The sequence below is a fragment of the Citrobacter sp. CK191 genome (assembly GCF_030333435.1).
Lineage (GTDB): Bacteria > Pseudomonadota > Gammaproteobacteria > Enterobacterales > Enterobacteriaceae > Citrobacter_B > Citrobacter_B koseri.
The window spans coordinates 48098-67715 of record NZ_JAOWFX010000020.1 but is presented as its reverse complement, the minus strand read 5'-3'; the positions used below and the strand labels follow the sequence as shown (position 1 = coordinate 67715).

21 protein-coding genes are annotated in these 19618 nt (G+C 56.2%); 5 read left to right on the top strand and 16 right to left on the bottom strand.

The genetic code is table 11. From position 1 onward, the window contains the following. Positions 1-101: 101 nt before the first annotated feature. The 10 genes from pcm to cysD form a co-directional block, all read right to left on the bottom strand. The gene (gene pcm, locus OGV82_RS04185; protein WP_012134859.1) at positions 102-728 is read right to left on the bottom strand and encodes a protein-L-isoaspartate O-methyltransferase; all 627 of its coding nucleotides are present in this window, start codon (positions 726-728) and stop codon (positions 102-104) included. Continuing rightward, positions 722-1483: a 5'/3'-nucleotidase SurE gene (gene surE, locus OGV82_RS04180; RefSeq protein ID WP_012134860.1), complete on the bottom strand. Its 762-nt coding sequence runs from the start codon at positions 1481-1483 to the stop codon at positions 722-724. The genes pcm and surE overlap by 7 nt, the downstream gene beginning before the upstream one ends. Continuing rightward, on the bottom strand, positions 1464-2513 hold the full coding sequence (gene truD / locus OGV82_RS04175) for a tRNA pseudouridine(13) synthase TruD (protein ID WP_047461633.1): 1050 nt from the start codon (positions 2511-2513) through the stop codon (positions 1464-1466). Before truD ends, surE begins: the two co-directional genes overlap by 20 nt. Continuing rightward, positions 2510-2989 (bottom strand): 2-C-methyl-D-erythritol 2,4-cyclodiphosphate synthase, encoded by a 480-nt coding sequence (gene ispF, locus OGV82_RS04170; RefSeq protein WP_012134862.1) that lies wholly within the window; start codon positions 2987-2989, stop codon positions 2510-2512. The genes truD and ispF overlap by 4 nt, the downstream gene beginning before the upstream one ends. 139 nt (positions 2990-3128) lie before the next feature. Continuing rightward, complete coding sequence (gene ispD, locus OGV82_RS04165) at positions 3129-3824, bottom strand: 2-C-methyl-D-erythritol 4-phosphate cytidylyltransferase (protein WP_012134863.1); 696 nt, start codon at positions 3822-3824, stop codon at positions 3129-3131. Positions 3825-3842: 18 nt separating this feature from the next. Then, positions 3843-4154 carry a cell division protein FtsB gene (ftsB, locus tag OGV82_RS04160; protein ID WP_012134864.1) on the bottom strand — a complete coding sequence of 104 codons (312 nt, stop codon included), beginning with the start codon at positions 4152-4154 and terminating at the stop codon, positions 3843-3845. Between the two features lie 201 nt (positions 4155-4355). Continuing rightward, the gene (locus OGV82_RS04155; protein ID WP_012134865.1) at positions 4356-4679 is read right to left on the bottom strand and encodes a DUF3561 family protein; all 324 of its coding nucleotides are present in this window, start codon (positions 4677-4679) and stop codon (positions 4356-4358) included. Between the two features lie 49 nt (positions 4680-4728). Continuing rightward, a complete protein-coding gene (gene cysC, locus OGV82_RS04150) occupies positions 4729-5334 on the bottom strand; it encodes an adenylyl-sulfate kinase (RefSeq protein ID WP_012134866.1) in 606 nt (201 codons plus the stop codon). Further along, positions 5334-6761: a sulfate adenylyltransferase subunit CysN gene (cysN, locus tag OGV82_RS04145; protein ID WP_047461627.1), complete on the bottom strand. Its 1428-nt coding sequence runs from the start codon at positions 6759-6761 to the stop codon at positions 5334-5336. The genes cysC and cysN overlap by 1 nt, the downstream gene beginning before the upstream one ends. Before the next feature lie 9 nt (positions 6762-6770). After that, positions 6771-7679: a sulfate adenylyltransferase subunit CysD gene (cysD, locus tag OGV82_RS04140; RefSeq protein ID WP_047461624.1), complete on the bottom strand. Its 909-nt coding sequence runs from the start codon at positions 7677-7679 to the stop codon at positions 6771-6773. 253 nt (positions 7680-7932) lie between these two features. On the opposite strand from cysD, the gene OGV82_RS04135 reads away from it, so the two are divergent. Then, positions 7933-8976: an aminopeptidase gene (locus OGV82_RS04135; RefSeq protein WP_047461621.1), complete on the top strand. Its 1044-nt coding sequence runs from the start codon at positions 7933-7935 to the stop codon at positions 8974-8976. Positions 8977-9166: 190 nt separating this feature from the next. Here OGV82_RS04135 and cysH read toward each other — a convergent pair whose 3' ends face one another. From cysH to cysJ, 3 genes are all read right to left on the bottom strand, one after another. Then, on the bottom strand, positions 9167-9901 hold the full coding sequence (cysH, locus tag OGV82_RS04130) for a phosphoadenosine phosphosulfate reductase (protein ID WP_047461618.1): 735 nt from the start codon (positions 9899-9901) through the stop codon (positions 9167-9169). A 101-nt stretch (positions 9902-10002) separates the two neighbouring features. Beyond that, positions 10003-11715 carry an assimilatory sulfite reductase (NADPH) hemoprotein subunit gene (gene cysI, locus OGV82_RS04125; protein WP_012134872.1) on the bottom strand — a complete coding sequence of 571 codons (1713 nt, stop codon included), beginning with the start codon at positions 11713-11715 and terminating at the stop codon, positions 10003-10005. Further along, positions 11715-13520 carry an NADPH-dependent assimilatory sulfite reductase flavoprotein subunit gene (gene cysJ, locus OGV82_RS04120; RefSeq protein ID WP_101744110.1) on the bottom strand — a complete coding sequence of 602 codons (1806 nt, stop codon included), beginning with the start codon at positions 13518-13520 and terminating at the stop codon, positions 11715-11717. The genes cysI and cysJ overlap by 1 nt, the downstream gene beginning before the upstream one ends. Before the next feature lie 307 nt (positions 13521-13827). On the opposite strand from cysJ, the gene queD reads away from it, so the two are divergent. The 4 genes from queD to OGV82_RS04100 all read left to right on the top strand — a co-directional run bounded on the left by queD (position 13828) and on the right by OGV82_RS04100 (position 16452). Next, positions 13828-14190, top strand: a complete 363-nt coding sequence (queD, locus tag OGV82_RS04115; RefSeq protein WP_012134875.1) for a 6-carboxytetrahydropterin synthase QueD — start codon at positions 13828-13830, stop codon at positions 14188-14190. Positions 14191-14271: 81 nt separating this feature from the next. After that, positions 14272-15543 carry an FAD-dependent oxidoreductase gene (locus tag OGV82_RS04110; RefSeq protein ID WP_047461611.1) on the top strand — a complete coding sequence of 424 codons (1272 nt, stop codon included), beginning with the start codon at positions 14272-14274 and terminating at the stop codon, positions 15541-15543. After that, on the top strand, positions 15534-15794 hold the full coding sequence (locus OGV82_RS04105) for a ferredoxin family protein (protein ID WP_012134877.1): 261 nt from the start codon (positions 15534-15536) through the stop codon (positions 15792-15794). The genes OGV82_RS04110 and OGV82_RS04105 overlap by 10 nt, the downstream gene beginning before the upstream one ends. Before the next feature lie 82 nt (positions 15795-15876). Next, a complete protein-coding gene (locus OGV82_RS04100; protein ID WP_012134878.1) occupies positions 15877-16452 on the top strand; it encodes a glycerol-3-phosphate responsive antiterminator in 576 nt (191 codons plus the stop codon). Positions 16453-16571: 119 nt separating this feature from the next. Here the strand turns inward: OGV82_RS04100 and OGV82_RS04095 are convergent, their stop codons facing one another. From OGV82_RS04095 to OGV82_RS04085, 3 genes are read right to left on the bottom strand one after another with little or no spacing between them, the layout of a single operon-like run. Then, complete coding sequence (locus OGV82_RS04095; RefSeq protein ID WP_012134880.1) at positions 16572-17426, bottom strand: electron transfer flavoprotein subunit alpha/FixB family protein; 855 nt, start codon at positions 17424-17426, stop codon at positions 16572-16574. After that, positions 17423-18205 (bottom strand): adenine nucleotide alpha hydrolase family protein, encoded by a 783-nt coding sequence (locus tag OGV82_RS04090; protein ID WP_012134881.1) that lies wholly within the window; start codon positions 18203-18205, stop codon positions 17423-17425. The genes OGV82_RS04095 and OGV82_RS04090 overlap by 4 nt, the downstream gene beginning before the upstream one ends. Continuing rightward, a complete protein-coding gene (locus OGV82_RS04085) occupies positions 18183-19532 on the bottom strand; it encodes an MFS transporter (RefSeq protein WP_024130900.1) in 1350 nt (449 codons plus the stop codon). The genes OGV82_RS04090 and OGV82_RS04085 overlap by 23 nt, the downstream gene beginning before the upstream one ends. Positions 19533-19618: the final 86 nt, after the last annotated feature.

The following is a 19618-nucleotide window of genomic DNA, read 5'->3' as shown; positions in this document are numbered from 1 at the left end:
GTAATAACCGTGCAAGGCATCGGCCTGGACGCTGGAAACGTCCCCACAATACGCTTACCCTTTATAAAATAACCAGGAAAAATCCGGGTATTAAAGGATGCTTAAGCGAGTTCGCCTTTCACTAAAGGCACAAAGCGGACGGCCTCCACGGTATCGATAATAAATTCGCCTCCCCGGCGACGCACCCGTTTCAAGAACTGATGCTCCTCACCCACGGGTAAAACGAGAATCCCGCCTTCATCCAGTTGCGTCATTAACGCCGTCGGAATTTCCGGCGGAGCTGCCGTCACGATGATGGCGTCAAACGGGGCGCGAGCCTGCCAACCTTGCCATCCATCGCCATGACGAGTTGAAACATTGTGTAAATCAAGCTGTTTCAGGCGACGACGCGCCTGCCATTGCAGCCCTTTAATGCGCTCCACCGAGCACACATGCTGTACCAGATGCGCGAGAATCGCCGTCTGATACCCGGAGCCAGTGCCGATCTCCAGCACTCTGGATTGCGGCGTCAGCTCAAGCAATTCTGTCATTCGCGCCACCATATAGGGCTGCGAAATGGTCTGCCCCTGGCCAATCGGCAAAGCGATATTGTCCCAGGCTTTATGTTCAAACGCTTCATCAATAAACTTTTCACGCGGGACGGCGGCAAGCGCATCCAGCACTTGCTCATCTTTGATGCCCTGAGCGCGCAATTGTTCAAGAAGAGTGTGTACGCGTCTGCTTACCATTGCGCGTCAACTCCCACGCTGTCTAACCAGTCCGAAACCACATCATGCGCGCTATACGCCGTTAAATCCACATGCAGCGGGGTAACGGAGACATAGCCCTCATCCACCGCCGCAAAATCGGTGTCCGGCCCGGCGTCGCATTTGCCTCCCGGCGGGCCGATCCAGTACAGCGTGTTGCCGCGCGGGTCCTGCTGTGGAATAACCTGATCGGCCGGATGGCGGCTGCCGCAGCGGGTTACGCGAATGCCTTTGATTTGATCCAGCGGCAGATCCGGGACATTGATATTCAGAATGCGTCCGGTACGCAGCGGCTCCCGACGTAATGCACGCAAAATAGAGCAGGTTACCGCTGCCGCCGTCTCATAGTGCTGATGGCCGTCAAGCGATACCGCCAGCGCGGGAAAACCCAGGTGACGGCCCTCCATCGCTGCGGCGACGGTCCCGGAATAGATGACATCATCGCCCAGATTGGGGCCCGCGTTAATGCCTGAAACCACAATATCCGGGCGCGGACGCATCAGCGCGTTCACGCCCAGGTAGACGCAGTCGGTCGGTGTGCCCATCTGCACGGCGATATCGCCGTTATCAAAGGTAAAGGTACGAAGCGAGGATTCCAGCGTCAGCGAGTTTGACGCGCCACTGCGGTTACGATCCGGGGCGACGACCTGTACGTCAGCAAACTCACGCAGCGCTTTCGCCAGCGTTTGTATACCGGGCGCGTGGACCCCATCATCGTTACTCAGCAATATGCGCATAATCACCCATTGTGTTAATCAGTTCCCTTACGACGCTGGTGGCGAAACTGCCTGCCGGTAGCCAGAAGCGCAGCTCAACGGTGACGTCATCCCACCAGTTCCAGCGTAATTGTTGCGGATAGAGCAGCATCGCTCTGCGCGCCGCTTCAACCTTTTCGCGCAGCAGTAACGATTGCAGTTCGCCCTCATCCGCAATGGCAGCCTCTTCAAACGCCAGCGCGTCGCGCAGGGTTCCCCACTCGCCGCTACCGGGAAGCGCCGCCGTAATCATCAGTTCTTTTTCGTCAACGCGACGCTGCAATTCCGCCTGTTCTTCCTGCGTGGCCACAAACCAGCTCCCGCGCCCCGCTAATTGTAGCGCATCGCCATCAACAACTTGATTAAAGTCTGGTTTTTTCACGCGTTCGTTGACGATCTGATTAAACAACGCACTGCGGGCCGCCGACAACCAAAAACTGCGTTTATTGCGATCGCGCACCGGCGCATTGCTTTGCGCCCAGCGCAGCGCGCCTTGCAGGTTGCTGCCGCCAATACCGAATCGCTGCGCGCCAAAATAGTTTGGTACGCCGCGCGTATTGATGGCCTGTAGCCGGGCTTCAACATCATCACGATGGCTGACTTCACGCAGCACCAGCGTAAACGCGTTGCCCTTCAGCGCGCCTAAACGCAGCTTACGTTTGTGACGCGCGTACTCCAGCACTTTACATCCTTCAATCTGGAATGCGCTCAGGTCTGGCATCTCTTTGCCCGGCACGCGCGCGCACAGCCACTGTTCAGTGACGGCATGCTTGTCTTTCTGCCCGGCAAAGCTCACTTCACGGGCATGAATTTTAAGGAATTTCGCCAGCGCATCGGCCACAAAACGGGTGTTACAACCGTTTTTCAGAATGCGAACCAGAATATGTTCGCCTTCGCCATCTGGCTCAAAACCTAAATCTTCAACCACCACAAAATCTTCCGGGTTCGCTTTAAGCAGCCCGCTGCCCTGCGGCTTTCCGTGGAGGTACGTCAGGTTTTCAAACTCGGTCATTTCGCGGCCTTAATCAGTAGCGCCACCGCTTCGCAGGCAATCCCTTCCCCACGCCCGGTGAACCCGAGTTTCTCCGTGGTGGTCGCCTTGACGTTGACATCATCCATATGACAACCAAGATCTTCCGCGATAAACACGCGCATTTGCGGGATATGCGGCAGCATCTTCGGCGCCTGGGCGATAATGGTCACGTCCACGTTACCAAGGGTATAGCCTTTGGCCTGAATGCGTCGCCATGCTTCCCGCAGCAATTCGCGGCTGTCCGCGCCTTTAAAGGCCGGATCGGTATCCGGGAAAAGTTTGCCGATATCGCCAAGCGCCGCCGCGCCGAGCAGCGCATCAGTCAGCGCATGCAGCGCCACGTCGCCATCAGAATGCGCCAGCAGCCCTTTGTCATACGGGATGCGCACGCCACCAATGATAATTGGGCCTTCTCCGCCAAAAGCGTGTACGTCAAAACCGTGTCCGATTCGCATTATGCATTCTCCTGATATACACATCATCCTTCAAGCTGCCTCTTTGTTGGCTGCCTTTGTTCACCCCAGTCACTTACTTATGTAAGCTCCTGGGGATGCACTCAGTTGCCGCCTCGATGCAGCTTGAATGATTTTGTGTCTAGATTGTTCGGGTCAGATAAAATTCCGCAAGCGCCAGATCTTCCGGGCGGGTGACTTTTATATTATCAGCCCGGCCTTCAACCAGTTGGGGATGAAAACCGCAATACTCCAGCGCGGACGCCTCATCGGTAATGGTCGCGCCTTCGTTCAGCGCACGGCTCAGGCAATCGTGCAGCAGCTCGCGTGGGAAGAATTGCGGCGTTAACGCGTGCCACAGGTCGGTACGCTCTACGGTATGCGCAATGGCGGCTTTACCCGGCTCGGCGCGTTTCATGGTGTCGCGTACCGGAGCAGCGAGGATTCCGCCCGTGCGGCTGGTTTCGCTAAGCGAGAGCAGGCGCGCCAGGTCATCCTGATGCAGACAAGGCCGGGCGGCGTCATGCACCAGCACCCACTGCGCGTCACCGGCCGCCCGTAAGCCTGCCAGTACGGAATCGGCGCGTTCGTCGCCCCCGTCCACGACGGTGACCTGCGGATGTTGCGCCAGAGGAAGTTCGGCGAAGCGGCTGTCGCCAGGGCTGATTGCGATAACGACGCGCGTCACCCGGGGATGCGCCAGCAGCGCATGCACCGAGTGTTCAAGAATGGTTTTATTGCCAATAGAGAGATATTGCTTAGGACATTCCGTTTGCATTCGGCGGCCAAATCCGGCAGCCGGTACCACAGCGCAAACGTCCAATAAAGTGGCTGCCATGTCATTTCCTGGGCTGATTTATCGATTAGTTTGCCCCGCAGCCTGAGCACGTTTAGACGCGTCAGGCACCAGACGGTAAAAAGTTTCGCCCGGTTTGGTCATGCTGAGTTCATTACGCGCACGCTCCTCGATCGCTTCCTGGCCGCCATTGAGATCGTCAATTTCGGCGAAAAGCTGATCGTTACGCGCTTTAAGTTTCGCATTCGTAGCTTGCTGCGCAGCCACATCATCGTTGACGCGGCTGTAGTCATGTATGCCGTTCTTACCGAACCACAGCGAATACTGCAACCAGACCAGTAAAGTCAGCAGCAGCAGCGTTAGTTTACCCATCCTGCCCCCTGAAAAACGGCACCATCATCCCATAACTTTCCCAGAGACTCTACTCTGAGGCGGGAATGCCGCGACAACGCGGGCAAATGTACCACATTTATCCGCCGATCCGCATATCTCGTGCAGGGAGAACATAATCTTATTGTTGGTTACGGTTTGAATTATGGCCACTCTCGCCCGTCATGAAAAGGGAGGGCTGACCTACCCCAACAGCCACATGAAGAGCGCGCCAAACATCGCGCCTACCGTTAATAGCGTAGCCGTAATGCTGTAAAACAGTTTGCCGCTCATGATTGAATGCAGGGCCACGCCGACCACAACCGCAACGGGCATGAGCGCCAGGAAGAAGGGCCAGGTATAGAGGAAGAAAAACAGCGTGTTAGGGCCATAGATGAGAAAGGGAATTCCCAACGCCAGCAGCCACGAGGCAAAACCGACCACGGCGCCCGGCAGTGACCAGGTTGTGTCGTCGTCGGTCGTGAGGGCATCTGACCTTGTGATAGTAATGTTATGGCTATTACGCATATCGAATCCTGTAACCTTGACTCACCGGGCATACAAGCCCGGCGGTGTCTCAGGATCTGATAATATCGCCCTGTCTCAGTAGATCTAATAATTGGGCAACCAAATTTGTTACTAATTGTTCACCATCCAGATGAACTTCAGGCGATTCAGGCGTTTCATATACCGAATCAATGCCGGTGAAATTACGCAGTTCACCCGCCCTGGCCTTCTTGTACAGCCCTTTAGGATCGCGTGCTTCACAGGTTGCCAGCGGCGTATCGACAAAAACCTCGATAAACCGCCCCTCCCCGATGCGCTCGCGCACCATCTGCCGCTCCGCGCGATGCGGCGAAATAAACGCCGTCAGCACCACCAGCCCGGCATCCACCATCAGGTTCGCAACCTCCCCCACCCGGCGGATATTCTCTTTACGGTCTGCGTCGCTAAAGCCAAGATCGCTGCACAGGCCGTGACGGACATTATCGCCATCCAGCAACCAGGTGCTGATGCCCAGCTTATGCAGGGCCTCTTCCAGCGCGCCTGCAATCGTTGATTTCCCCGAACCGGAAAGTCCCGTAAACCAGACCACAGCCCCTTTATGCCCATGCAGCGCTTCACGATCTTCGCGCGTCACCGCATGGGCATGCCAGACGACGTTTTCGTCATGCAGCGCCATTACTTGCCTCCCAGCAAATCACGCGCGCCCCAGTGCGGGAAGTGGCGACGGATCAGCGCGTTCAGTTCCAGCTCAAAATCGCTGAACCCGGAAGGCGTCGCGGCGGTGTGCTCAATAGGCTCACGCACCAGCCCCGCGCCAACGGTCACGTTGGACAGCCGGTCGATGATGATTAACCCGCCAGTGACCGGGTTCTGCTGGTATGTATCCAGCACTAACGGTTCGTCAAAAGTCAGTTCGACCAGGCCGATACCGTTCAGCGGCAGGCTTTCCACCTCGCGCTGGGTCAGGTTGTTGATATCAACCTGATGGCGAATGGCATCGACGCGCGCACGGGTCTTTTTACCGGCAATCTTGATGTCATAACTCTGCCCGGCCGACAGCGGTTGTTCCGCCATCCATACCACATCAACGGCGGCGCTCTGTACGGCTGGCAGGTTTTCGCCTGCATCCAGCAACAGATCGCCACGGCTGATGTCAATTTCATCTTTCAGCACCAGCGTAATCGCTTCACCGGCGTGCGCCTCTTGCAGATCGCCATCAAAGGTGACGATGCGCGCCACGTTGGATTCAACGCCGGACGGCAGAACTTTGACACGCTGCCCGACCTTCACGCTGCCGGAGGCCAGCGTTCCGGCATAACCACGGAAATCGAGGTTCGGCCGGTTCACATACTGTACCGGGAAGCGCATCGGCTGGGTGTCGACAACCCGCTGGATCTCAACCGTCTCCAGCACTTCCAGCAGCGTCGGGCCGTTGTACCACGGCATACTGGCGCTCTGGGTCGCGACGTTATCCCCTTCCAGCGCAGAGAGTGGCACAAAGCGGATGTCCAGGTTCCCCGGCAACTGCCCGGCAAACGTCAGGTAATCTTCGCGAATACGGGCGAACGTCTCCTCGCTGAACCCCACCAGATCCATCTTGTTGATCGCCACCACCAGGTGTTTAATGCCCAGCAGCGTAGAGATGAAACTGTGGCGGCGGGTCTGATCCAGCACGCCTTTGCGGGCGTCGATCAGCAGGATCGCCAGATCGCAGGTTGATGCGCCGGTCGCCATGTTACGCGTGTACTGCTCGTGCCCTGGCGTGTCGGCAATAATAAATTTGCGTTTCTCGGTCGAGAAATAGCGGTATGCCACATCAATGGTAATTCCCTGCTCGCGCTCAGCCTGCAACCCGTCGACCAGCAGCGCCAGATCGAGTTTTTCACCCTGGGTGCCATGACGCTTACTGTCGTTATGCAGCGACGAGAGCTGATCTTCATAAATCTGACGCGTATCGTGCAGCAGTCGGCCAATCAGCGTGCTTTTACCGTCATCGACGCTGCCGCAGGTCAAGAAGCGCAGCAGGCTTTTGTGTTGCTGGGCAACCATCCAGGCTTCGACGCCGCCTTCATTAGCGATTTGTTGTGCAAGTGTGGTGTTCATGGCGGCTCCTTAGAAATACCCCTGACGTTTCTTCAGCTCCATTGAGCCCGCCTGGTCGCGGTCAATCACGCGCCCCTGACGTTCACTGGTGGTCGAGACCAGCATTTCTTCAATAATTTCCGGCAGCGTCTGCGCGCTGGATTCCACCGCTCCCGTGAGCGGCCAGCAGCCGAGGGTACGGAAACGAACCATGCGTTTTTTGATCACCTCGCCGGGTTGCAGGTCAATACGATCGTCATCGATCATCATCAGCATGCCGTCGCGCTCCAGCACCGGGCGCTCAGCGGCCAGGTACAGCGGCACGATCTCGATATTTTCCAGCCAGATGTACTGCCAAATATCCTGCTCGGTCCAGTTAGAGAGCGGGAAAACGCGGATGCTTTCGCCTTTGTTAATCTGCCCGTTGTAGTTGTGCCATAGCTCCGGGCGCTGGTTTTTCGGGTCCCAGCGGTGAAAACGGTCGCGGAAGGAGTAAATACGCTCTTTGGCGCGCGACTTCTCTTCGTCGCGGCGCGCGCCACCGAACGCGGCGTCAAAGCCATATTTATCCAACGCCTGTTTCAACCCTTCGGTTTTCATAATATCGGTGTGTTTAGCGCTGCCGTGAACGAACGGGTTAATCCCCATCGCCACCCCTTCCGGGTTTTTATGCACCAGCAGTTCACAACCGTAGGCCTTTGCGGTGCGATCGCGGAATTCGTACATCTCACGAAACTTCCAGCCGGTATCAACGTGCAGCAGCGGAAACGGCAACGAGCCTGGATAAAACGCTTTACGCGCCAGATGCAGCATGACGCTGGAATCTTTACCGATGGAATACATCATCACCGGATTAGAAAATTCGGCGGCCACCTCGCGAATGATATGGATGCTTTCCGCTTCCAGCTGCCGCAGGTGGGTGAGTCGTTTTTGGTCCATAACCGTTCCTTTGCAATACCGCTATTTTGCTAAACATTCAGATAACACGACTATAGGGAGCGCAGGAGAACGAATGAAATTACGAATTGGAATGAGTAGTTCCTCAAAGGAATAACGATTTGAGAAAGCAAATATCAAAAAGTGCTTAACCCACCGAATTTAGGGCATTTCAGAGCAAATGAAATTGTTTTACGGCAATCACGGTTTCATACTAAGCGGGTAAAAATTTCTGCTCTGTATTTAAGGACTCACTATGTTTTCCGCATCGCGCCTCCGTGCAGCGCTCCTGGCGCTCGGCGTATGCTTTATCCTTCCCGCGCAGGCAACGTCACCGAAGCCTGGCGATATCGCCACTATTCAGGCACGACACATTGCAACATTCTTTCCCGGCAGAATGACCGGAACACCGGCGGAGATGCTCTCTGCCGATTATTTACGTCAGCAATTTGAGCAGATGGGATATCGCAGCGATATCCGAACATTTAATAGCCGCTATATTTATACCGCCAGGAATAATCGCAAGAACTGGCATAACGTGACGGGCAGTACCGTTATTGCGGCGCACGAAGGGAAAGCGCCGCAACAAATTATTATTATGGCGCACCTGGATACCTATGCGCCGCTGAGCGATGCCGATACCGACGCCAATCTCGGCGGTTTAACCTTGCAGGGCATTGACGATAACGCCGCCGGGCTGGGCGTGATGCTGGAACTGGCTGAACGCCTGAAAGACATCCCGACGCAGTACGGCATCCGCTTTATCGCCACCAGCGGTGAAGAAGAAGGAAAACTGGGCGCAGAAAACCTGCTTAAGCGGATGAGCGCCGCTGAGAAGAAAAATACGCTGCTGGTCATTAACCTTGATAACCTGATTGTCGGCGACAAACTCTACTTCAACAGCGGGCAGCAAACGCCGGAAGCCGTACGCAAACTGACGCGCGACCGGGCGCTGGCGATTGCGCGCAGCCACGGTATCGCCGCCGCGACCAATCCGGGTCTGAACAAGGATTACCCGAAAGGCACAGGCTGCTGCAACGACGCCGAAGTCTTCGATAAAGCCGGTATTTCCGTGCTGTCGGTTGAAGCCACCAACTGGAATCTGGGGAAAAAAGACGGCTATCAGCAGCGTGCGAAAACGCCTTCATTCCCGGCCGGAAACAGCTGGCACGATGTGCGTCTGGATAACCAACAGCACATCGACAAGGCGCTACCAGGAAGAATTGAACACCGCAGTCGCGATGTCGTGCGCATCATGTTGCCGCTGGTAAAAGAACTGGCGAAAGCCGGTAAAGCCTGATGTGTCGCCCGGTGGCGGCTACGCCTTACCGGGCCTACAAGCGCAGCGCTTGCCGGATGGCGGCGTAAACGCCTTATCCGGCCTACAAACACTGTCTTGTAGGCCTGATAAGCGTAGCGCCATCAGGCAAAACAATCACCCTTCGTGCTGTCTGGTAGGCCTGATAAGCGCAGCGCCATCAGGCAAACAATCACCCTTCGTGTAGCCCGCACTCGCGCTTCAGCCCGAAGAATCGCGTCTCTTCTTCCGCCATACCGGGCTCCCATTTACGGGTGGTGTGGGTATCGCCAACCGACAGATAGCCCTGATCCCATAGCGGATGGTATTTCAGACCGTGTTTTTGCAGATACTGGTACACCGTCCGGTTATCCCAGTCGATGATGGGCAGCACTTTAAAAACGCCACGCTGAATCGCCAGCACTGGCAGATGCGCCCGGCTCCCGGATTGTTCGCGGCGCAGGCCAGCAAACCACGTTTGCGCGTTAAGCTCTTTTAACGCCCGGTTCATCGGCTCGACTTTGTTGATGTCATTGTATTTCTCAATGCCCTCAACGCCTTGCTCCCACAGTTTACCGTAGCGGGCTTCCTGCCAGGCCGCGCTTTCTGTCGCACGGTAGACTTTCAGGTTCAGATTCAGCTTTTCCGTCAGCTCATCAATAAACTGGTAGGTTTCCGGGAACAGATAGCCGGTATCGGTCAGGATAACCGGAATATCCGGGCGAACCTGGTTAACCAGATGCAGGCTGACCGCCGCCTGAATACCAAAGCTCGACGAGAGCACGTATTCACCGGGTAGATTCTCCAGCGCCCACGCCACGCGTCCTTCAGCATCCAACTTTTCCAGCTGCGCGTTGGTTTCAGCCAGCGCCATGACGCGCTCGACTTTCGGCAATTCATTCAGGGCGTTTAGATCGAGTACGGACATAAGTTCCTCACTGTTTGCCTTGCCTGATGGCGCTGCGCTTATCCGGCCTACCGTCTACGTAGGCCGGATAAGGCATTTATGCCGCCATCCGGCGATGCACGTTATTCCCAGAAATCCCGGGCGGGATCGAGCACCGGGCGAATGATGCCCGCACGCACCGTAAAGTCGCCGAAGCCTTCACCCGCTTCGCGCTCTTTCACCCAGCGCCCAATCAGTTCATCCAGCGACGCCAGAATTTCCGGCTCGGTAATGTTCTCTTTGAACATACGCGGGATACGCGTTCCGATGCGATTGCCGCCCAGATGCAGGTTATAACGACCCGGCGCTTTCCCCACCAGACCGACTTCCGCCAGCATGGCGCGTCCGCAGCCATTTGGGCAGCCCGTCACGCGCAGCACGATGTGCTCATCGCTCACGCCGTGGTGGGTCATCAACGCGTCCACTTTATCGACAAAGGTCGGCAGGAAACGCTCCGCTTCCGCCATCGCCAGCGGGCAGGTCGGGAACGATACGCAGGCCATCGAGTTTTCACGCTGCGACGTGACCGCATTCATCAGGCCGTGGTTGCGCGCCAGTTTTTCAATCTTCGCTTTCTGGCTTTCCGGCACGCCGGCAATGATCAGGTTCTGGTTAGCGGTAATACGAAATTCGCCCTTGTGGATCTTCGCGATCTCCAGCAGACCGGTTTTCAGCGGGCGCCCCGGATAATCCAGAATACGGCCATTCTCAATAAACAGCGTCAGGTGCCATTTGTTATCGATGCCTTTCACCCAACCGATGCGATCGCCGCGCCCGGTAAATTCATACGGGCGGATCGGTTCAAATTTGATGCCTGCACGACGCTCGACTTCCGCCTTGAACGTCTCGACCCCAACACGCTCCAGAGTGTATTTGGTTTTGGCGTTTTTACGATCGGTACGATTACCCCAGTCGCGCTGAGTCGTCACCACCGCTTCCGCCACCGCCAGGGTATGCTCCAGCGGCAGATAGCCGAACTCGCTCGCGGTGCGGGCATACGTTTTCTTGTTCCCGTGCTCAATAGAAAGCCCGCCGCCGACCAGCAGGTTAAAGCCCACCAGCTTGCCGTTTTCCGCCACGGCGACAAAGTTCATGTCGTTGGCGTGCAGATCGATGTCGTTCTGCGGCGGGATCACCACGGTCGTTTTGAACTTACGCGGCAGATAGGTCTGGCCGAGGATCGGCTCCTCATCCGTTGTGGCGACCTTTTCCTGATCAAGCCAGATCTCCGCATAAGCGCGGGTGCGCGGCAGCAAATGCTCGGAGATCTTTTTCGCCCACTCATAGGCTTCGGCATGCAGCTCAGACTCATACGGGTTAGAGGTGCACAGCACGTTACGGTTCATGTCGTTGGCGGTCGCCAGCGCGTCCAGCCCAACGGAGTGCAGCATCTGATGTACCGGCTTCACGTTCTTTTTCAGAATGCCGTGGAACTGGAAGGTCTGACGGTTAGTCAGGCGAATGCTGCCGTAAATCGTATTTTCAGCGGCGAATTTATCGATCGCCTGCCACTGTCTGGTGGTGATAACCCCACCCGGCAGACGGCAACGCAGCAGCATCGCATGACGCGGCTCCAGCTTCTGCTCGGCGCGCTCGGCGCGAATGTCACGGTCATCCTGCTGGTACATACCGTGAAAACGGATCAGCAGAAAGTTGTCGCCTTTAAAACCGCCGGTCAGGCCGTCATTCAAATCTTCAGCAATGGTGCCGCGCAGGTAGTTGCTCTCAAGCTTCATGCGCTCGGCATCTGCCAGTTTACCTTCGACCACCAGTGGGCCTGGATGTTTTTCGCTCATTAGTAGACATCTCGCTGATAACGGCGCTCAACGCGCAGCTCACTTAAAAATTCATCCGCCGCTTCGGCATCCATACCGCCGAATTCGGCAATCACTTCCAGCAGTGCCTGCTCAACGTCTTTCGCCATGCGATTCGCGTCGCCGCAGACATAAATGTGCGCGCCGTCATTAATCCAGCGCCACAGCTCTGCGCCCTGTTCGCGCAGTTTGTCTTGTACGTATATTTTTTCTTTTTGATCGCGGGACCAGGCCAGATCGATGCGGCTCAGGACGCCCTCTTTGACGTAGCGCTGCCATTCCACCTGGTAGAGAAAATCTTCGGTAAAGTGCGGGTTGCCAAAGAACAACCAGTTTTTACCCGGCGCTTCATCTGCCGCACGCTGCTGCATAAAGGCGCGGAAAGGGGCGATCCCGGTGCCTGGACCAATCATGATCACTGGTGTTTCCGGGTTGGCCGGCAGACGGAAATTATCGTTGTATTCGATAAATACGCGCACTTCACCCTCTTCTTCCACGCGGTCGGCCAGGAAGCTTGATGCCCCGCCCGCCCGCGCCCGGCCTTCTATTTCATAACGCACGGCGCCTACGGTGATATGCACTTCGCTCTCAACTTCCGCCTGGGAAGAGGCTATCGAGTAAAGACGCGGCGTTAGCGGGCGCAGCAGCCCCACCAGCGCATCAGCATCCAGCTGAGCCGGAGAGAAACGCAGCATATCAACGACAGGCGTCGTCGCGGCGTAATGCTGCAACTGGGCTTTATCACCCACCAGCGGCAACAGCGATTCGCTGCGGGTCAGCGTGGCGTAGTTTTCCACGATATTGGCGGTGTTCACCGTCAGCTCAAAATGCCACTGCAAGGCTTCGGCAAGCGGCAGCACCTTACCGTTAACGGTGACCGGTTCCGTGCCTTTCAGCCAGACCAGTTCGACGATCTCTTTGACCAGTTCAGGATCGTTCTGATACCAGACGCCCAGGGCATCGCCCGGCTGATAACGCAGGCCGGAATCGCCCAGATCGATTTCGATATGGCGCACATCTTTTTCCGAGTCGCGGCCGGTAATTTTCTGATTGACGGCGAGCGAGGCGCTCAGCGGCGCTTCTTTAGTATAAGGGCTGGAATGCACGTCATTCACGGCCCCCGTTGCCGCGACAGCGACCTGCGCTGCCGATGCGCTCGGCGCACGCGCTTTCAGTACGTCAACAACGCGAGCCCGCCATTCTTGTGCCGCAGCCTGATATTCCACATCCGCATCGACGCGATCGAGCAGACGCTCCCCCCCCAGTTCCGCCAGCTTGCTGTCGAAATCTTTACCCGCCTGGCAGAAAAATTCATAGGAGGTATCACCGAGGCCAAAGACGGCGAAGGCGGTGTTGTCGAGCTTCGGCGCTTTTTTAGAGAACAGAAACTTACGCAGCGCAACGGCTTCTTCCGGCGGCTCGCCTTCGCCCTGCGTGGACGCGACCACAACCAGCAGCTTTTCATTGGCGATCTGTTTGAATTTGTAGTCGCCCGCATTAACCAGCGTGACGCTCAGTTTCGCCGCCAGCAGGTCATCGCGCAGGGCTTCCGCCACGCGCCGCGCATTGCCGGTTTGCGATGCAGAAATAAGCGTAATACCCGGCATTTCAGCGACAGGCGCTGGCGTGGCGGCGAGCGTGCCCGGCTGCTGGTTCAGCATTCCCCAGAAATAGCCGGAAACCCAGGCAAGCTGGGTGGGAGAAAGATCGGTTGTGGCCGCCTGAAGGCGTGCCAGTTGCTCCGGGTTTAGCGGAAGCAAAGCGGATGGTGGGGCCTGTGTTGTCATGCGTCGTTATGTTCCAGTAGCAAAGCGGAATTTATGCAAAAAGACCAAACTAGCGATAAGGTTAACGGCGGGGATAATAACAATTAAAGAAGGGATGGAAATAACAAATAACCAAATGGACTAACCTGTTTTAGTTATAGTTATTAACAACAAAAGCGATTAAACAACTTATTGAAATAGAAAGAAATAATTCACAATTCTTGTGTAAATCTCATTATCCGCGCGTCAACGCCGTTTTAGTTAATGATAAAAAATGTGCTTTCCGGTACCCTACGGCGGTTTTTGTATTCTTGAGAGTTAATCATCCATGTCCACCACCTTGTTTAAAGATTTCACCTTTGAAGCCGCTCACCGCCTGCCCCACGTACCGGAAGGGCATAAATGTGGCCGCCTGCATGGTCATTCATTTATGGTGCGCCTTGAAATTACCGGTGACGTCGATCCGCATACCGGTTGGATCATGGATTTCGCCGAACTGAAAGCCGCGTTCAAACCGACGTACGATCGTCTGGATCATTATTATCTGAACGATATTCCAGGTCTGGAAAATCCAACCAGCGAAGTGCTGGCAAAATGGATTTGGGATCAGGTTAAACCTGCCGTACCGCTGCTGAGCGCAGTAATGGTGAAAGAGACCTGCACAGCAGGCTGCGTGTATCGCGGCGAGTGATTTTTTCGTTTGTGTCGCGGGTCAATTTTCCTTAAATAACGTTATGTTAGGGTTGTGTTCTCAGGATTTCTGGAGCACAACATGGCTGACGATTTCGATATCATCATCATCGGTGCAGGGATAGCGGGCACCGCTTGTGCTTTACGCTGTGCGCGGACTGGACTCTCAGTCCTGCTGATTGAACGCGGTGAGTTTCCCGGCAGCAAAAATCTTTCCGGCGGTCGTTTATATTGTCATGCGCTCGCCGAACTTCTTCCCGACGTTCACCAGTCCGCCCCCCTTGAACGCCGTATCACTCAGGAAAACCTCACGCTATTAACCCGTGATGGCGCAACAACCTGGTCCAGCCTGCAACCAGACGGTGACTCATGGAGCCTGCTGCGCGCCCGCTTCGATCCCTGGTTTGTCGCTCAGGCCGAGGCCGCAGGGGTACAGTGCGTTAACGGCGTTACGGTTGAAGCGCTCCATATTGAAGATGGCCGAGTCTGCGGCGTCATGTGCGAAGATGAAACGCTGCGCGCCCGTTATGTCGTACTGGCAGAAGGAGCAAACAGCGTGCTGGCGGAACGGTATGGATTCCTGCCTCGCCCCGCCGCGACATCAATGGCGCTGGGGATCAAAGAGGTGCTGGCGCTGGATAAACAGACGCTTGAAGAGCGCTTTCGATTGTCCGGGGCGGAAGGTGCCGCCATGTTGTTTAGCGGAGAAATTTGCGGCGATCTCCCTGGCGGCGCGTTTCTTTATACCAACCAGGAGACGCTCTCTTTAGGCGTAGTGTGTCCACTCTCTTCTGTTGCGCAGAGCGACATTCCGACAGTCGAAATGCTGGAACGGCTCAAAGCACATCCAGCGCTGCGTCCTTTGCTCAGAGGCAGCGAAACGCTGGAGTACGGCGCACATCTGGTGCCGGAAGGCGGCTTACACAGCATGCCCGTCCAGTACGCAGGCGAAGGCTGGCTGCTGACAGGCGATGCGTTGCGCAGCTGCGTCAATACCGGCTTCTCCGTACGCGGTATGGATATGGCGCTCATCGGCGCTCAGGCGGCCGCGCAAACCCTGATTAACGCCTGCCAGAAACATGCGCCGCAAAATCTGTTCCCGGCCTATCATCAGGACATCCAGCACAGTCTGCTGTGGGAGGTTTTGCAACGCTATCGGGATGTTCCCGCGCTGTTGCAGCGCCCGGGATGGTATCGTCAATGGCCTGCATTAATGCAGGATATTTCTCACGAGCTCTGGCATCAGGGGCATCATCCTGTGCCGCCGCTGCGCCAGATCGTCTGGCGTCATTTTCGCCGTCACGGCCTGCGCCATCTGGCAGGCGATATTATCAGGAGCTTACGATGTCTGTAGCCCGCAACATCTGGCGCCCCGCCGATATTTCCCATATCGTTACGGCTGCCGCTGTCGACAGCAAAACGGCAGAACGGCTGATCACGTCCTGCCCCGCCGGACTCTTTTCCCGCACGCCGGAAGGGGGCCTGCAAGTCGACTTTCGCGGCTGCCTGGAGTGTGGCGCCTGTCGACTACTGTGTGATGAAAAAACGCTGCAACAGTGGCGCTACCCGGCATCTGGGTTTGGCATCACTTACCGATTTGGCTAATTTGATACTCTAAATAATTCGAGTTGCGAGGAAAGCCAACGCACCAGCAAATTGAAGTATGACGAGTATATAAGGATAATCTATGCCCCTGTTACACCTGCTCCGCCAGAATCCGGTGATTGCCGCCGTTAAAGATAACGCCAGCCTACAGTTAGCCATTGATTCCGAATGTCAGTTCATCTCCGTGCTGTACGGGAACATTTGCACCATCAGCGCGATTGTGAAGAAAATAAAAAATGCGGGTAAATATGCGTTTATCCACGTTGATCTGCTGGAGGGGGCGTCAAATAAAGAGGTCGTGATCCAGTTTTTAAAATTGGTCACCGAAGCGGATGGCATCATCAGCACGAAAGCGGCAATGCTGAAAGCCGCCAGAGCGGAAGGTTTTTTCTGTATTCACCGTCTGTTTATCGTTGATTCCATTTCATTTCACAATATTGATAAGCAGGTCGCGCAGTCAAACCCGGACTGTATTGAGATCCTGCCGGGCTGTATGCCGAAAGTGTTGGGCTGGGTGACAGAGAAGATACGCCAGCCGCTGATTGCCGGGGGGCTGGTATGCGATGAAGAAGACGCCCGCAATGCGATGAAAGCCGGTGTGGCGGCGCTTTCCACCACCAATACCGATGTCTGGACGTTAGCGAAACACCTTAATTAAGCCGGGCAACGCCGGATGGCGACGATAAATCGTCTTATCCGGCCTACACGTAGGCCTGATAAGCATAGTGCCATCAGGCATTTTGTAGCCTACACGTAGGCCTGATAAGCGTAGCGCCATCAGGCATTTTTGCAGCGGACCAACTCTTCCAGCACCGGTAGCCAGTCATCGACAATCCCGACATCCGCCTGCGAAAAAACCGGCGCGCTGGCATCGTGGTTTATCGCCACAACAAAACGGCTCTGGCGTACTCCGGCCATCAACGCCGCCGCCCCTGACGCGCCAGCCACGATACAGACATCCGGCGACAGCAGATGCCCCGATATTCCAGTCACGCGATCGGCATCAAAACCGCCGTTCATCACCCGCGCACGGCTGTACCCTACCTCAGCATCAAGCGCCTGACCAAGCGCGGTAATCTTATCTGCATCCGCTTCACTTCCCCCTTGCCCAACCACCAGTACGCGCCCGGCACGTAACAAAGGATGGGTAGTGACGCTATTTACGCTTTCCACCTTATCCAGCCAGTCGGGGGGCGCCGTGGGGGTAATCAGATATTCCGTCATCACAGGCAAGGAATGACCAGAAGTGCTCACCTCCGGCTGTCGCGCCAGCGACAGGCACAAAGGGCGCGCGGTAATTTGCAACGTTGCCGTCAGCGCATTCCCCCAATGGGATTTTTTCACCAGGCCTTGTCGCACATCCACAGCCTGAACCTGACAGAGGCTGCCGCCATGCAGACGCCAGGCGAGTCGCGTCGCCAGTTCATCGCCCGGACTACCTGCCGGAAAGATCAGCATATCAACAGGTGTCCGCAGCCATTGCGCCGCCAGCGCATCCAGCACCTGCTCTGCAACATCCGGCACGGGATCGATAATCCAGCGCTCCAGTTCTGCGGTGCAAAGCGCATTCTCTGCGATCCAGCTCGCCATCGCCGCACACTCATGCGAGTCAGTAATGATAGCAATTTTCATGACGGCATCCTCTGGCGCAAATAATCCGCCCATAGCCTCCGGGCTTTTTCCTGTGCCGTCGCGCCGCTGATAATCGTTGCATGCCGCCGCTGTTCCGGTCTCTCCAGACGCAGGCACTGAACCGCTGGTGTTGTCTCAACCACAACGCTCCGACGCACGACGTCTGCTTTCGCCGCCGCCAGACGCTGGCGCATCCCCGGTACGGGAAGCGCCACTTCACCACACTGCCTGACGGCGATGACGGCCGGGAACCGTACCCGACAACGCCGAAGCCCGGTCATCGTTCGCTGCTCAACCACAATAAAAGGAGGCTCAAGCGTAAAACGCTCCACCTGGGTAAAACAGGGCCACGCCAGCATTTCAGCAACCAGAAATGGCGTCTGACTGTTCTGACCCTCGCTACTCTGACAGCCCGTTATAATCAGATCCGCACCGTGATTACGCTGCCAGTCGGCAATGTTCCTGGCGACAAATTCGGGAGCAAACCGCAGGTCTGCCGTCGTCTCCAGCAACACCGGCGTCTCAAAACCCAGCGCGACAAAATAACGTAACCAGTGGAGCGCCCGCTCATCGCCGATGCTTAACGCAGTCAACGTCATCTCACAGCCCCCATTGCGCTGAGCCAGCAGCAACGCTGCCGCCGCCTGTTCATCCGCACCTGGGGAGCAACGCAGCAAGGAGACATCCGGGCCGTGGGTATCCGCCGTCGCCGCCTGCCAGTCTTTCTCCGCCAACATACCGGGATCGGGCTCTGCCTTAAACGCTAACAGAATGTTCATTCACACCTCCCTGTCTTTTGTCCACACTCCCGGCAGCCACCAGCGGCAGCGCCTTGGTTTCCGGCGCCCACAGCCAGGTCACCACAAATCCGATGACTAATACCCCAGCCAGCAGTAATAGCGTAACCTGCATTCCCCACTGCGCCAGCGTCCAGGGCAACAAACTGGTGCTGATCGCCGCCCCTAATCGGCTCATTGCCGTGGCAAACCCGACGCCCAGGGAACGAATATCCGTCGGGAAGCTTTCCGCAGGCAGAACCCCCACCAGATTGCTGACGGCAGAAATGGTGGTACTGAACAACACAAACAGCAACAGCGTCAGGCTGCTTCCCGCCGGTAAACAAGCCATGACGACAAGCGTCGCGGCGAGCAGCATAAAACTGCCGAGCAGAAATTGGCGGTGCGCCAACAGGTGTGTTAACAACAGCCCCAGCAGCGCGCCAACAATCAGCAGCGCGTTAAGCATCAGGCTGGCGGTTAGCGCATTTTCAAGACCGATCGTTTGTGCAATGGTGGGAAGCCAGGTGTAAATCACAAACCACGGGATCACCAGGCAGACAAAGAACACGCTGTTAAACGCGGTTCTTCGCCAGTAATGCGTTGAAAATAGCGTTTTGATATGTCTGCTCGTCGGCGCCGCCACCTCATCGCCGAGCAGCACATGCGTGCCAAAATAGCGGTGCACAATCGCATACGCTTCTGTTATCCGCCCCTGACGCATCAGCCAGCGAGGCGACTCCGGCGTTCCCCAGCGTAAGAACGTAATGCACAGCGCGGGTAATGATGCCGATGCCAGCAGCCAGCGCCAGGCATCCGGCGTTTCCTGAATAAAATGATGCCCCACCAGGCTCGCCAGAACATAGCCGATAGTCCACACCACACTGAATGCGCCCAGTAATATTCCCCGATGGCGACGCGGCGCAAATTCAGCCAGCAATGTATGACCAACCGAGTAGTCACCGCCAAGGCCGATACCAATCAGAATGCGCAAGCCAATAAGCTGTTCCGGCGTTGTGGCAAAAAACTGTAGGAAAGAGGCGATGGTTATCAGCATAAAGCTGAAGGTAAAAATTTTCTGACGCCCGATATAATCAGATACCCATCCCAGGATCAGGCTACCGAGAAAAAGTCCAACCAGCGCCGAGCCGCCAATCATCCCTTCCATAAAAGGCGTCAGTTGCATGGCGGGGGTCAGTTGGATCATGGCATAGCCGACGACGCCTAATACATAGCCATCGGTCAAATGCGCGCCGAATGTCAGCGCAGCAATGCGGCAATGAAAACCATTCAGCGGTAAATCATCCATTCGCACCGGTGAAGTGTTCATCGTAGCCCCTTCATTGTCCGGTAAAGTCGCGGCTTCCCGGTTGAGAAGCCGTTTATACGCTTCGCCCTTTAAGCTGCCTGATGCAG